14 protein-coding genes are annotated in these 12,894 nt (G+C 45.2%); 5 read left to right on the forward strand and 9 right to left on the reverse strand.

The genetic code is table 11. The features are described from left to right. Nucleotides 1-15 precede the first annotated feature (15 nt). Together K6G33_RS08825 and K6G33_RS08830 are read right to left on the reverse strand one after the other, a co-directional pair. Nucleotides 16-1,233: an NAD(P)/FAD-dependent oxidoreductase gene (locus tag K6G33_RS08825; RefSeq protein ID WP_296778468.1), complete on the reverse strand. Its 1,218-nt coding sequence runs from the start codon at nucleotides 1,231-1,233 to the stop codon at nucleotides 16-18. Nucleotides 1,234-1,386: 153 nt separating this feature from the next. Beyond that, on the reverse strand, nucleotides 1,387-1,803 hold the full coding sequence (locus K6G33_RS08830) for a Fur family transcriptional regulator (protein ID WP_296778470.1): 417 nt from the start codon (nucleotides 1,801-1,803) through the stop codon (nucleotides 1,387-1,389). Between the two features lie 236 nt (nucleotides 1,804-2,039). Between K6G33_RS08830 and K6G33_RS08835 the strand changes: the two genes are divergently transcribed. Both K6G33_RS08835 and K6G33_RS08840 read left to right on the forward strand, forming a co-directional pair. After that, nucleotides 2,040-2,933, forward strand: a complete 894-nt coding sequence (locus K6G33_RS08835) for a dockerin type I domain-containing protein (RefSeq protein WP_296778472.1) — start codon at nucleotides 2,040-2,042, stop codon at nucleotides 2,931-2,933. Between the two features lie 335 nt (nucleotides 2,934-3,268). Then, nucleotides 3,269-3,604 (forward strand): hypothetical protein, encoded by a 336-nt coding sequence (locus K6G33_RS08840; protein WP_296778474.1) that lies wholly within the window; start codon nucleotides 3,269-3,271, stop codon nucleotides 3,602-3,604. 89 nt (nucleotides 3,605-3,693) lie between these two features. On the opposite strand, the gene K6G33_RS08845 is transcribed toward K6G33_RS08840, so the two are convergent. After that, the gene (locus K6G33_RS08845; protein WP_296778475.1) at nucleotides 3,694-4,020 is read right to left on the reverse strand and encodes a helix-turn-helix domain-containing protein; all 327 of its coding nucleotides are present in this window, start codon (nucleotides 4,018-4,020) and stop codon (nucleotides 3,694-3,696) included. A gap of 252 nt (nucleotides 4,021-4,272) precedes the next feature. Here K6G33_RS08845 and K6G33_RS08850 point away from each other — a divergent pair, with 252 nt between their 5' ends. Further along, complete coding sequence (locus K6G33_RS08850) at nucleotides 4,273-4,557, forward strand: hypothetical protein (protein ID WP_296778476.1); 285 nt, start codon at nucleotides 4,273-4,275, stop codon at nucleotides 4,555-4,557. A gap of 64 nt (nucleotides 4,558-4,621) precedes the next feature. On the opposite strand, the gene K6G33_RS08855 is transcribed toward K6G33_RS08850, so the two are convergent. After that, complete coding sequence (locus K6G33_RS08855) at nucleotides 4,622-5,620, reverse strand: GGGtGRT protein (protein WP_296778477.1); 999 nt, start codon at nucleotides 5,618-5,620, stop codon at nucleotides 4,622-4,624. Between the two features lie 14 nt (nucleotides 5,621-5,634). Then, complete coding sequence (locus K6G33_RS08860; protein WP_028519850.1) at nucleotides 5,635-6,327, reverse strand: iron-sulfur cluster assembly scaffold protein; 693 nt, start codon at nucleotides 6,325-6,327, stop codon at nucleotides 5,635-5,637. Between the two features lie 442 nt (nucleotides 6,328-6,769). Here K6G33_RS08860 and K6G33_RS08865 point away from each other — a divergent pair, with 442 nt between their 5' ends. Next, entirely contained in the window at nucleotides 6,770-7,243 is a 474-nt protein-coding gene (locus tag K6G33_RS08865; RefSeq protein ID WP_296778479.1) for a C-GCAxxG-C-C family protein, read from the forward strand. Nucleotides 7,244-7,499: 256 nt separating this feature from the next. Beyond that, nucleotides 7,500-8,477, forward strand: coding sequence for a GGDEF domain-containing protein (locus K6G33_RS08870; protein ID WP_296778480.1), 978 nt, complete (start codon nucleotides 7,500-7,502; stop codon nucleotides 8,475-8,477). Between the two features lie 151 nt (nucleotides 8,478-8,628). Here the strand turns inward: K6G33_RS08870 and K6G33_RS08875 are convergent, their stop codons facing one another. From K6G33_RS08875 to K6G33_RS08890, 4 genes are all read right to left on the reverse strand, one after another. Next, complete coding sequence (locus K6G33_RS08875) at nucleotides 8,629-11,073, reverse strand: glycoside hydrolase family 44 protein (protein ID WP_296778482.1); 2,445 nt, start codon at nucleotides 11,071-11,073, stop codon at nucleotides 8,629-8,631. 56 nt (nucleotides 11,074-11,129) lie between these two features. Further along, entirely contained in the window at nucleotides 11,130-12,026 is an 897-nt protein-coding gene (locus K6G33_RS08880) for a helix-turn-helix domain-containing protein (protein ID WP_296778485.1), read from the reverse strand. Nucleotides 12,027-12,312: 286 nt separating this feature from the next. Next, entirely contained in the window at nucleotides 12,313-12,684 is a 372-nt protein-coding gene (locus K6G33_RS08885) for a C-GCAxxG-C-C family protein (RefSeq protein ID WP_296778487.1), read from the reverse strand. Between the two features lies 1 nt (nucleotide 12,685). Continuing rightward, entirely contained in the window at nucleotides 12,686-12,877 is a 192-nt protein-coding gene (locus tag K6G33_RS08890; protein WP_296778489.1) for a hypothetical protein, read from the reverse strand. Nucleotides 12,878-12,894: the final 17 nt, after the last annotated feature.

Raw genomic sequence — 12,894 nt, forward strand, 5'->3', positions numbered from 1 at the left:
AATCGAAAGAGCTCTTTACATATTCACTGCTGCTGTATACGCGGTGGAAAAGGCTATTTGCAGGTTGAATCCGCCTGTATAGGCGTCGATGTCGATGACTTCTCCTGCGAAATACAGACCGCTGACCAGCTTTGATTCCATAGTCTTGGGATTTATCTCTTTTGTGGAGATCCCTCCGCTGGTTATGATAGCCTCGTCAATGGGACGAAATCCCGATATTCTCACAGGGAAAGCCTTTATCAGCTCACCCAGCTTATGCCGCTGTTCCTTAGTTATGCTGTTTATTTTCTGCTCGGGAGCTATCCCTGACAGCTTTACCGCTGTGGGTATCAGCTTTGCAGGCAGAAGCTTACGTATGCCGTTCTGAAAATCACGGTTAAGGTTTTCTGCGAAATCACGCTGTATACGTGCATCAAGCTGTTCGGGTGAGAGGGCAGGCTTCAGGTCTATGAGAAGCCTGTAGCGGTTTGGCTGCATATTGCGGATATGTGAGCTTGCGCTGAGGACCAGAGGTCCTGAAACTCCGAAATGAGTGAACAGCATTTCGCCCATATCGCTGTATATGCATTTTTCACCGTCCATGAGCTTCAATGTGACGTTTCTCAGGGACAATCCCATCATTTCTGCGCAGAATTTATCCGGAGAGGTGAGAGGTACAAGGCTTGGCTTCAGCTCTGTAACAGTATGTCCCAGTGCTTCTGCGAGGGTATAGCCGTCGCCTGTTGAGCCTGTAGCAGGGTAGGATTTTCCGCCGCAGGCGATAAGTACAGAGGGTGCAGAAAACTCCTCGCTGCCTGCCTTGACTCCGCAGACAGCGCCGTTTTCCGTAAGAATTTTGGTAACGCGCTTGTTTATCACCTGTACGCCCAGCTTTTTTATCTCTTTTGCCATAGCGTCGGCAATGTCATTTGCGCAGTCGCTTACAGGGAATACCCTGCTGCCGCGCTCAGTCTTCAGAGGCACTCCCAGCTCTTCAAAGAAGCTCATAGTGCTCTCAGCGTCGAAAGCCGAGAAGGAGCTGTACATAAAACGAGGATTTACAGGGATATTATTCATGTGTTCCTCAACAGTGCTGTTGTTGGTCACGTTGCAGCGGCCCTTACCTGTTATACGCAGCTTCCTGCCCAGCTTTTCGTTTTTCTCAAAAAGCGCTACCCTTTTGCCGAAGCGCGCCGCCTGTACCGCTGCAAAACAGCCGGCTGCTCCGCCGCCTATAATAATGATATCGGTCATCGTTATTTACCTTTGACGCATCATAATATGCGTCTGAATAAAAATCCTTTCTTTCGGGCATTATATTCTCGGAGGTGATATCATGCCCCATAAAACAGACGAGGACGTAAAAATATACATTCCAAAGGACTCATCCGTTTCAGAGAGCGAGTCTCAGACTTCGTCCTTACAATCCGAGCAGCGTCCGTAGAAGACAGTCTGCGAATAATCAATGGAGAAGCTGTGCTCCTTCTCGATATGCTGAGTAAGCTCTGCAAGGTGCTCGCAGTCGAGATGAATGAGCTTGCCGCAGCTCAGACACTTGAGGTGGAAATGGCTGCGGCACTTTTCCTCGTCCTCAATATACTGATAACAGGCGCTGGTCTTGCCGTCAAAGGCGTACTTGCGCACGAGCCCCTGCTCGACGAGACGGTCAAGCTGTCTGTAAATAGTGGCAACTCCTACAGGAGTACCTTCTGATGATAAAAAGGCGCTTATCTCCTGAACGTTTGTATGTTTATTTTTATTGTTTATAAGATACGTCAGAAGGTTTTCCTTCTGCCTGGTATTATAGCCCGAATCCTTCTTCATCACTGCCTCCGTCAGCATATAATGTTTCATTATCTCCGATTATATCACGATTTTGCTGACTTGTCAACGCCGAAAAATAGCATTTCAAATTTTTTCTTTAATATATGGCAGAAGTATCTGACAGTTGGATATTGACATTTTAATGATTCGATAGTATAATATAAATATTAAATAGTGGCATATGTGCAAATTTATATTGATTTTGCCAAAGCGCTGCAGATCAGGTGGTGTAGATAATGAAAAACAGAAAAATTGGCAGAGTATTAGGTTTTGTCATGGCTGATATCATGCTTTTAAGTTCGGCATTCACGGCTTTTGCGTCAGGCCTCGGCGATATAAACAGCGATTCTGCCATAAACGCAGTGGACGCCTCTGAGATACTCTCGGAATATGCAAGGGTGTCCACAAATCAGTCTCCTCAGTTTACAGCTGAGCAGAAAGAAGCTGCTGATGTTGACAAAAACGGCTCTGTAAACGCAGTTGACGCATCACAGGTGCTTTCCTATTACGCATACAAGTCGACAAGCGGCACTATGGAGTTTGAGGATTACCTTAAAAATCCGCCTCCTCCGCCCAAAAAGGAACCTACTATCGTGGGCAGCTGGCTGCCTGTTGATGAGGACGCTGAAGGAGAGGGAATAGCATTTACCGATGACGGATATATTTCAATGTTCTATGATTCGTCAGAAAACTTCTCTTTCCGCAATGACGGCGTTAAGTACCAGGATACCGTATATCCATATAGTTCGCTTTCGGCTGAGGGAGACTATCTTACACTGAAAACTGAGGATAAAATCATCTTCGAGATGAAGCGTGTTATAAAAGGTGACGGCTATAACGGTACATATACGGTAACAGGCGGAGAGCTGCATAAGAGTATGCTGTGGATAGTTTTGCTTTCCAATAAAAATGAGATAGGCGATACGACCATGACTGTAAAAATTGACGGAGAGAACAGCGAGATATGGATAAATAAGTTCCTGCAATATAAGGTAAACGGCAATACTTTTGAAGTAGTAGTTCCCGAGGGCGCAGAAGGAGATAATAAACCTATCGAGTTCACAGTCGATGAGGATACCCTTACAATAAAAAATGAAAATGGTTCAACTACTATGAAAAGAGTTAAGTAAAACACAAAAAGCGGTCCGAATGGACTGCTTTTTGATATGGGGATCAAGCTTTTGTGTCGTGAGATGAAGTGCATGAAACACAAATATTATCCAGATAGTATAATCAAAATAAGAATAAACCCTCTGCAAATCACCTATGTACGTACTTTTGTCCACAAATCTTTGTTGAACATGGCGTAATAGATAGAGCTATTATACAAATGGTTAAGATGAAATTGTAGCAGAATACCGAATATGATTAACAAAATGTGACATTTCCCAAAAAGGTATTTACAAATCGCCGTTTTGAGAGTATTATAAGTACATAATTTATTTTACATTAGGGGGTCTTATTTATGAGATTATTTGCAATGATGGGCGAGGTTTACGACGACGTAGTGACAGGAAGAAACAACTATATGTATGACGATGATTATGATTGTCTGTACCTTCCTGTAAGCAAGGAGTTTGTGAATCATGTACTGGAGAGAGAATGCAACGACTGCGGAGTTCTCATCTTTACAATGGATCACGACTTTAACTATTCGCTTGACAGCATTCTCATCGACAACGACGAGCAGCCGCGCGATCTGAGAGAGGAGATAGCTGAGTACGTTGATACTTATGAGATCAATCAGCAGTACTTCGAGCTTTCAAGTGCTCTCTCCCACGTGTTTTGCAGAATTAATTGAATCAGAAGATGATTGAAACAGAAGGACCGCTTGAAAAAGCGGTTCTTTTTTTAGGCGAAATTAAATGAAGCTCTCCGCGAGGAGAGCTTCTATTTTAGGTTTGAGTTTATAAACAGCTTCATGTGGTCATCAATGTACTTTCTCTGTTTAGGATTTAGCAGTTTGTAATTATTCAGAAGTTCAATATTGTCTGTAGGAGCAGGAGTGCCCATAAGGATATAATCGGTGGAGAGTTCAAGTATCTCTGATAATTGAAGAAGTATTTCAAAGCTCATGCCTGCGTGACCGTTTTCAATACGGCTGTAATGATTTTGTGAGATGTCAAGTTTTTCGTAAATGTATTGTTGAGTATAGCCTAATGAAAGACGTTGATTCTGTATGCGCTGACCGATTGCAAGCAAGTCGAATTTTATCATTATATCACCCTCCTACATAATAAATTATACATAACTATATTTATTAGGTCGATAATCTAACAGATTATTTATTTACAATAATATTATGTGTTAGGCAATATTAATAAAAACAATACGGTTGTTTTGTGCTTTCATACGTTTATTATTAATAGATTGTAACGTTGTGATTGTATTTGTTGACCTGTTAGAGATTATTATATATAATAAAGTTACAAAGAAAATGTTGCTATGCAACAATAAAGGAGTGATTATATGAATAATAATTCAAACAAAAAAATAATAATTAGAAAGATAATATCTTTTACGGTCGGAATAATAAGTTTGCTTTTTACTGTAGCTTGTGACACTGGACCTCGTGAAACTAATTGCTATTGGTGTGGACAAACTGAACAATGCTATAAATATGATTTGCAATATGTAGACGGGTATAATCCTGATGGTAATTTTAAATTTAGTCATAAAATTGTGAATATGAGCAGTAAATGCGCTGATGAAGCAAGAAATAGCGGTAAATATACAAACGTTACAATGACCTAAATACAACTAAAAATGGCAGTAAGTCGATTGACTTACTGCCTCTTTCATTATATCCAGTAATAAATTACTTCATAGCCTCTTCAACAGCAACTGCGCAAGCAACAGTAGCACCAACCATCGGGTTGTTGCCCATGCCGATGAGTCCCATCATCTCAACGTGAGCAGGAACAGAAGATGAACCTGCGAACTGAGCGTCAGAGTGCATACGGCCGAGAGTATCTGTCATACCGTATGAAGCAGGACCTGCTGCCATGTTGTCTGGGTGGAGAGTACGTCCTGTACCGCCGCCTGAAGCAACTGAGAAGTACTTCTTGCCAGCGTCAACGCGCTCCTTCTTGTAAGTACCTGCAACAGGGTGCTGGAAACGAGTCGGGTTAGTTGAGTTACCTGTGATAGAAACGTCAACGTTCTCCTTCCACATGATAGCAACGCCTTCTCTTACGTCGTTAGCGCCGTAGCAGTTTACCTTAGCGCGGAGACCGTTTGAGTAAGCCTTGCGGAATACTTCCTTAACTTCGCCTGTAGCGTAGTCCATTTCAGTCTCGATGTATGTAAAGCCGTTGATACGAGCGATGATCTGAGCAGCGTCCTTGCCGAGACCGTTGAGGATAACGCGGAGGGGCTTCTGACGAACCTTGTTAGCCTTCTCAGCGATACCGATAGCACCCTCAGCAGCAGCGAATGACTCGTGGCCTGCGAGGAATGCGAAGCACTCTGTGTCTTCCTCAAGGAGCATTTTGCCGAGGTTACCGTGACCGAGACCAACCTTACGCTGGTCAGCAACTGAACCTGGGATACAGAAAGCCTGGAGGCCCTCACCGATAGCAGCAGCAGCGTCAGCAGCTCTCTTGCAGCCCTTCTTTATAGCGATAGCGCAGCCTACAGTGTAAGCCCACTTAGCGTTTTCAAAACAGATAGGCTGGATACCCTCTACCATTTTGTAGATGTCAAGTCCCTTAGCCTTGCAAACCTCAGCACACTCCTCGATAGAGCTGATGCCGTATTCTTTAAGAACAGCGAGGATCTGCTTCTCGCGTCTCTCATATGATTCAAATAAAGCCATTTTACAAGTCCTCCTTATTCTTTTCTCGGATCAACGATCTTAACAGCGTCAGCAACTCTGCCGTACTGTCCCTGAGCCTTCTCAAAAGCAGTATTTGCGTCGTCGCCTGCCTTGATGAAGTCCATCATCTTACCAAAGTTGATAAACTTATAGCCGATGATCTCGTCGTCCTCGTTAAGAGCGAGACCTGTGATATAGCCGTCTGTGAGTTCGAGGTAACGTGGTCCCTTCTTGAGAGTACCGTATGTAGTACCGATCTGTGAACGGAGTCCCTTACCGAGATCCTCAAGACCTGCACCGATAACGAGACCGCCCTCTGAGAAAGCAGACTGTGAACGACCGTAAACGATCTGGAGGAAGAGCTCTCTCATAGCTGTGTTTATAGCGTCACAAACGAGGTCTGTGTTAAGAGCTTCAAGAATTGTTCTGCCGGGGAGGATTTCAGCAGCCATAGCAGCAGAGTGAGTCATACCAGAGCAGCCGATAGTCTCAACGAGAGCCTCCTGGATAACGCCTTCCTTAACGTTGAGTGTGAGCTTGCAGGTACCCTGCTGAGGTGCACACCAACCGATACCGTGTGTAAATCCGGAAATATCCTTGATCTCCTTAGCCTTTACCCACTTTGCCTCCTCAGGAATGGGAGCAGCGCCGTGAGCAACGCCCTGTGCGATTGGGCACATTGTTTCAACTTCGTGCGAATAAATCATTATAAATACTCCTTTCGGTTTTTAGGAAGCCCATTATTGCGCGAAAACGCGGCAATACTGTCCTTACGGGCGCTCTGCACGGATATTGTGCGAAAATATCATAGCGAGTGCAGAACATACCTGTATATAATAATACGACTTTTTCGGTATAAAATCAAGTCTTTTTTTAAAAAACTTTGTCTCTTTTGAGCTTTTAATGCAAAATACACTAATTTCCGCAGTTTCTCGTGTTAAAAAAATAACATTCCGTTGCCGCTTGATTTTTTATTTATTATACGGTATAATATAAATCATAATTTACATTTGTAGGGGCGCACAATGTGCGCCCGCAAACATACACATCAATTTTGACACGGGCGAACAATGTTCGCCCCTACAATACCAATTTTTCGGGACGCCAAAGGCGTTAAATTTTGATTTATTTTAGGAAGTGTTAATTATAATGAAATATGACCACGCTGATAAAGCCTGCGGTCTTTTCGCAGGCGGACTTAACTGCGCTCAGTCTGTATTTGCCGCTTTTTCCGACGTTACAGGCATGGACTATGAGCTTGCACTGCGCCTTTCCTCCTCTTTCGGCGGCGGAATGGGCAGAATGAGAGAGGTCTGCGGTACCTGCTCGGCTATGTTCATGGTGGCGGGGATACTCTACGGTCTTGGCGAGAATTATTCTCACGAGGAAAAGACTGAGCATTACAAGCGCATACAGGAGCTTGCTGACTGTTTCAGGGAAAAGCACGGCACTATAGTCTGTCGTGAGCTCTTAAAGGAGCTGAGCGTGACCTCTGCTCCCGAGCCCGAAAAACGCACCGAGCAGTATTACAAGGTACGTCCATGCATAAGATTCGTACGCACGGCAGCAGAGATACTCGACAGCTACATTGCGGAAAATCCGCCGAAATGTCTGAATAAGTAAATACCCAAAGCTTTTTTTAGTATATTTGTAAATATTGTTCACATTTTAGATATTGAAAAATTGCAGTATTTGGTGTATAATAAATGGTAATACAACTTGAAGGGAAGTGATAATAAACATGGGTTCCCGAAATGACACGTATTTCCTCAGAGAATTCGTTGCCAGCCACAAGCAGATATTTGGCAAATCAAATGAAAAGTTTATATATTCATTCAGTAATATAGCCTGTTTATGTACACATATTGCGTACCTGATAATGTTCTATATACTTCAGGTCAAAGAACTTGTTATATTCAATATATTCAGTGTTCTTTTTTATTTTACGCTCTTTGTTGTCATACGTTTAGGAAAGGGCGGTGCAGCACTGCTGTATCTTGCGGATATCGAAGTTATCGTTCACGCCGCATTTGCCACGCATTTTCTTGGGTGGCAGCCCGACTTTGCGATGTTCTTTATTCTGATAATCCCCGCAACGTTCCTGACGTATACGCAGAAGATATATATCCCGTTCATTATCTCGGCGGTATCTATGGGACTGTTCCTGTATTATAAGGTCACCATGGATTACAATGCCGATGTAAAATATGTATTCGAAGATAATGACGTAATAAAGGCGATACAGATAACAAACGCAGTCATCGGAGTTTTCGTGATGATGGTAGCAGGCGTATCAAATATCTTTATCCGTGAGTATAAGGAGTTCCAGCTGGTGGACCAGCGTGAGGAATTCAAGGAGCAGGCTTCAAAGGATCCGCTTACTCATCTGTTCAACCGCCGTGCCATGACTGAGCATATACGCAATATCAGAAGGGATTGTTCTCCACAAAGCCAGTACGTGATCGGTATCGGAGATATTGACAACTTCAAGAGGATAAACGATACCTACGGACACGATGTAGGCGATAAGGTGCTCGTTTATGTATCGAATCAGTTCATAAACTTTATCCCTGACGGCGGTTATGCCGCAAGATGGGGCGGTGAGGAGTTCCTCTTTGTAATACCAAATGCAAGCATAGAAAAGGGCGTTTCATTTACAGAGCAGATACATAAAATGCTTCGTTCTCATGTTTTTGAGATAGACGATGTTGAATTCGGAGTTACCATGACCTTCGGTGTAAGCAAGGGTATACCGGTCGACAAAATAGACAACGTAATAACAGCAGCCGATAAACTCCTTTACAGGGGCAAGAACAACGGCAAGAACCACACAGAATATATAGATGAAAGGACGTGAACTATCACGTCCTTTTTTATATGCTTCCAAAGCAGGGCGGCAGCTGATGCCCTTATTTCACTGTGAAAAGGCGAACGGACTTCCGCAAAGGGAAGCCCGTTAAACTTTAGAAATAGAAGATGTCGTTTTGGGATAAAGAGGTAAATGGAAATTATTCCTTTATCTCAGCAGGGAGCTTGTCTATAAGCTTGAGCAGATAGAGCTGTATTGCCAGCGCATCGTTGTTTGTAACGCCGTCGCCAACGTTGCAGCAGTCTGCATTCTTGAGTCCCTTGTCGGTGATATGGTGCTCATCGGTACCATTCAAGCCGTATTTATTTGGATTAGCCAGCTCCTGCATTATCATTACTGCGTCTGAAAGGTCTACGCCGCCGTCAGCGTTTGCGTCGCCGAATAAAACATCTCCGCCGCCGACTGTAGTAGTTGTCGCAGAAGCAGTTGTTGTGGTGCTGTTACTGGCTGTAGTCGTAGCTGTAGTCGTGGTAGTTGTTGTAACTGACGGAGCTTCGCCCTGTGCGTACTCATAAACTACCTGTATGCTTGAATACTTGACCTCTATCTTGTCCTCAGCGGCAGCCTCGCTCTTTTCGGAAGCGTCCCACCACTTCTGAAGCTCTATCTTGCCGTCGGCAATAGTTGCTTCGAGGTCCTCCGAGACCTTGTCGGCGCCCTCGCCTGTTGTCTTTGTGAGTATGCCGTCAAACTTTACGGTAGCGGAGACCTTATTGCCCAGAGGCATTGAGTAGTCCTTGTAGGTCCAGAAGCCCTCGCCGTCCTTTGAAACAGCGTTCATGCAGACTGCACAGCCTGCTGTAGCCCAGCTTGAACCTGCGCTTGATGTTACAGCGCCGTTGATAACGATCTTTGAGAGATGCTTTGCGTCCTCGATAGGAACTACTACGAAGCCCTTGTCGTTGGTCAGCTTCTCGATATCTGTGTATTCCTTTGTAACGAGGTCGGTCTTTGTTTCCTCATAGGTCTTGAGGTCGCTGAAAGCGTCAGCCTTGTCGGAAACGACTACCATAGCTGCTGAGAAGGCAGGGAGGTCAACGCTTACGCTGTTATCCTTTACGTCATTGATGATGTCGATGAGCTTTATCTGCTCGTCGTCGCCGAAGATAGCGTAAACAGCTGCGGACTTGTAATCCTTTTCAGCGTTTTTGAGGTCGATGACAGCGTTTTCCTTTTCTGTCATATTCTTGTTGGTGACCATAACAGTGACCTTTGAGTCGTCCTTAGCGTTTACAGCAGCATATGTGCTTGACTTTGAAACGTCCTCGGTCTTTGCAGGGATAAGGGTATCGCCGAAGCTGCCGCCCTTTCCGTCATAGTTTGTGTAAAGGTTGATACCTGATACGATGAAAGGCTCGCCGCCCCATAGTGTAGCGAAGTATACGCCGTGGTCAGCATAGCAGCCCAGAGCCTCGACCTGTGCGATAGTACCTGATGTATCATCTCCGCCGCCGAAGTTGTACTCTGAGATACCAAGCTTTGTGCCCGGGTAGTATTTATCTATTGATGCCTGAATAGTCGGAAGTATCGGCACATTCTCCATGCACCACTGACCTATCCAGCTGTTCTCGGAGAAGCCCTTTTCGTAGAGTGTACGAACTGACTGAACTCTGTCCTCTGCGCCCTTACGTGCTGATTCTGAATAGTAGTGTATATCAAGAACATCAAGGAGTCTTGTGCCTGCCTCCTCAGAAGCCTTGTGCATATCGTCAAGGTAGCTGTCAAGATACCAGTGATAGTTGTTTTCAGCCTTTACCTTTTCCCATTCGTCGTGCTGATCGTCGTCATCAAGGTGATCAAAGGCTGTATATCCGTACAGTGCAGGACCGAATACCTCGGCATTCGGATCGAGCTTTTTGACATTTTTAGCCATTTCGATGGACTTTGTCCTGAGCTCCTCGATAGTAACAGGCTCGGGGTGCATTCTGCTGTGAGTGTCGTTCCAGAGAACAGGCTCGTTGTCGAGGCTGTAGCCCTGTATACCTGTTGCTGACTTTGAGTCGCCAAGCTTCTTGATGATGTAGTTTACGTACTCGTCCATGTAGACTACGCCGTCTGTGAGGTCAGGAGTATCAGCGAAGTCTGAGCCCTTTGTGAGGACTATCTTGTTCCAGCGGTCTGAGGGAGCTTTTTCCTCCTCACTGACAGGACCGTTCTTATCAGCGGAAACATAGCCTGCAAGCTGGAGTGTCGTCAGCTTATAGCCTACATTGTACTTAGCTGCGTCCTTTGAGAGGACCTGTACGCAGTCAGCAGGATCATCGGATTCAGAGAGGTTGGTATCAGAGCTGTGTTTCCAGTCGGAGCCTGCGTTGGAAGCGTTGGTCTCCCAGTTGTATGCTGTCATACGGTTTCCGCCCTGACGGACTGAATTGGTCTTTACGTCCTTGAGGGAAGTTGTATACTGGTTCACGCCATAGATGAGAGGGGATATTTCCTTTCTTTCGCCCTTGAGGTCAACGGTTATCTTCATGTCATAGCCGTCAGCTGCATTAACGGCTGTCTGAGGTATGCCGTTCATGGGCGCTGTGAGTGTACAGCCTGTAACAACGCAGGCTGCAAGAAACGCTGCTGTTTTTTTCATGTATTTTCCTCCTTATTTTATCCGCTGCAGTGCAGGACAGCGGAGTATGACTTGGATTATAGTTCGCCTTCGCTCCACCACGGCACCTGTGGGACTACCTCGTCCTGTTCGCCGTTCTCGCGTCTGAAAGCTCCCTGTGACCACTCCTCAACATTTGGATCCATATACTTCAGGTAGTTGGTAATGGTCTTTGCAAGGACAAGTATCAGTGTCAGCGGTATCTGGTGGGTATAGCCGTAGAGTATTACGGGAAGGTCGTTTATATCGGCGGAAACTCGCCATACAAGTCCGAAGCGGTCGAGCCTGTCGATGATGTGCTGGACCTTTGCAGACGGTATTTCCAGCTTTTCCGATATCATTGCCACCGAGAACATCTTGTTCCTGACGCTTGCGCCTAAGTAGCTGATAATGCTGATAGCGTCATCGTCGGCAAGGGTATTGAAAAGCCTTATCATATTCGTTGTGTCACCAAAGTAGGAATTCACGCCGTTTTCGGGTATCTCTAAAAAGCAGAAGTAACGCAGGTCCTCGCTGATACGCGACAGTGCTAACTCACGGTCAGTTTTGAGACCTGCGTAGGTCTCATGCTCGTAGCTTTCCCTTAACCTGCCTACTGTATCGGTGTTGGGATTGCAGGCACAAAGTGAGGAGTACATGATGCGCATGAACTTTTCCGAGCGCTTTTCAGGGGGAGTTGTACGCAGCTCGTCGTCAACGAGCTGTTCGATGTCCCGCTGGCTGTCTGTTATCTTTACGCCGAACAGGGAATCAAGAGAGGTATTAAGCTCCTTAGCAAGCTGTGGAAGGAGCTCGCCGTCGGGGTAGCTGGAATTTTCCCACTTGGAAACAGCCTGAGGGGAAACATTCATACGCGAAGCAAGCTGTTCCTGAGTAAGTCCAAGCTCCTTACGGCGTTTGACGAGATTTATCCTGAAAACGCTTTTTTTGTCCATGTTGCACCTCCCTCTCTGTGCTTTCTACAATCTATTGTATCACCACTTGCAGTTGAGTTCAAGCGAATAAAAATAGATAAATATAAACCATTGGTTGAATTTGTAATAAGAATCATTCAAAATGCAGAGCGAAACAGTTATATTTCTTTTCAAATTCAAATATCAGTTAATTTTTGTGTCGGATTATAACTTTCGTTGAATAAAAACCCCGAAAACAGTGATAAGGGTTCGTAATACTTAATATATAAGCATCACGGCAGATTATCACCGTTTTCGGGGGAGTTTTTTAATATTCCGAGCACATTCTTTCGAGTATCTCGGCGGCGTCGGTTACGCAGCCTCTGCACGAACGCAGGGGAGAACCTGTGAGAGCACCTTTAAGCTCGCGGCATAATACCGAGCGGTTCAAGGCTGTGAATTCCTTTTCCAAAGCAGCGCATTTTTCGTCGGCTTTGTCGGGAAAGCGCTTTGAGAGCACATATTCCGCTGCAAGAACAGCTCCGCATTTGCCCATTCTGCCGCCTGCAAAGGGCGCAGCGACGGCTTTTGCCTCCTGCTCGCTTATGCCTGCTTCCTCTGCAAAGGCACAGAGCACAGCGGCAGAGCAGCTGTAGAAACGCTTGTGGTTCTCGACCGCCTTATTTGCTTTTTCTGACATATCAGACCTCCTCAAGCAGCAGTGTGCTGCCTTTTTTCAGCTGATTCTCTGTGAGAAAGCTGTCTGCAAGCCTGATATGCTTTTCAAAGCCGCTTTCGTCACGGATAAGCACAGTACACATGAGCTCCTCACCCTCGGGGATACCCTCACAGCCGTAATCCTCTTCAAATATATTGATAATTTCGTATCTCATGGTATTCCTCCGTTTTT

Origin of the sequence: Ruminococcus sp. (assembly GCF_024691275.1) — a bacterium.
In the GTDB taxonomy this organism is placed as follows: Bacteria; Bacillota; Clostridia; order Oscillospirales; family Ruminococcaceae; genus Ruminococcus.

Coding starts and splice junctions, on each gene's coding strand:
- K6G33_RS08885 (WP_296778487.1), bottom strand. CDS start 12,684: ATGTCAGAAAAAGCAAATAAGGCGGTCGAGAACCACAAGCGTTTCTAC.
- K6G33_RS08890 (WP_296778489.1), bottom strand. CDS start 12,877: ATGAGATACGAAATTATCAATATATTTGAAGAGGATTACGGCTGTGAG.
- K6G33_RS08850 (WP_296778476.1), top strand. CDS start 4,273: ATGAATAATAATTCAAACAAAAAAATAATAATTAGAAAGATAATATCT.
- K6G33_RS08875 (WP_296778482.1), bottom strand. CDS start 11,073: ATGAAAAAAACAGCAGCGTTTCTTGCAGCCTGCGTTGTTACAGGCTGT.
- K6G33_RS08880 (WP_296778485.1), bottom strand. CDS start 12,026: ATGGACAAAAAAAGCGTTTTCAGGATAAATCTCGTCAAACGCCGTAAG.
- K6G33_RS08855 (WP_296778477.1), bottom strand. CDS start 5,620: ATGGCTTTATTTGAATCATATGAGAGACGCGAGAAGCAGATCCTCGCT.
- K6G33_RS08845 (WP_296778475.1), bottom strand. CDS start 4,020: ATGATAAAATTCGACTTGCTTGCAATCGGTCAGCGCATACAGAATCAA.
- K6G33_RS08835 (WP_296778472.1), top strand. CDS start 2,040: ATGAAAAACAGAAAAATTGGCAGAGTATTAGGTTTTGTCATGGCTGAT.
- K6G33_RS08865 (WP_296778479.1), top strand. CDS start 6,770: ATGAAATATGACCACGCTGATAAAGCCTGCGGTCTTTTCGCAGGCGGA.
- K6G33_RS08860 (WP_028519850.1), bottom strand. CDS start 6,327: ATGATTTATTCGCACGAAGTTGAAACAATGTGCCCAATCGCACAGGGC.
- K6G33_RS08840 (WP_296778474.1), top strand. CDS start 3,269: ATGAGATTATTTGCAATGATGGGCGAGGTTTACGACGACGTAGTGACA.
- K6G33_RS08870 (WP_296778480.1), top strand. CDS start 7,500: ATGTTCTATATACTTCAGGTCAAAGAACTTGTTATATTCAATATATTC.
- K6G33_RS08830 (WP_296778470.1), bottom strand. CDS start 1,803: ATGAAGAAGGATTCGGGCTATAATACCAGGCAGAAGGAAAACCTTCTG.
- K6G33_RS08825 (WP_296778468.1), bottom strand. CDS start 1,233: ATGACCGATATCATTATTATAGGCGGCGGAGCAGCCGGCTGTTTTGCA.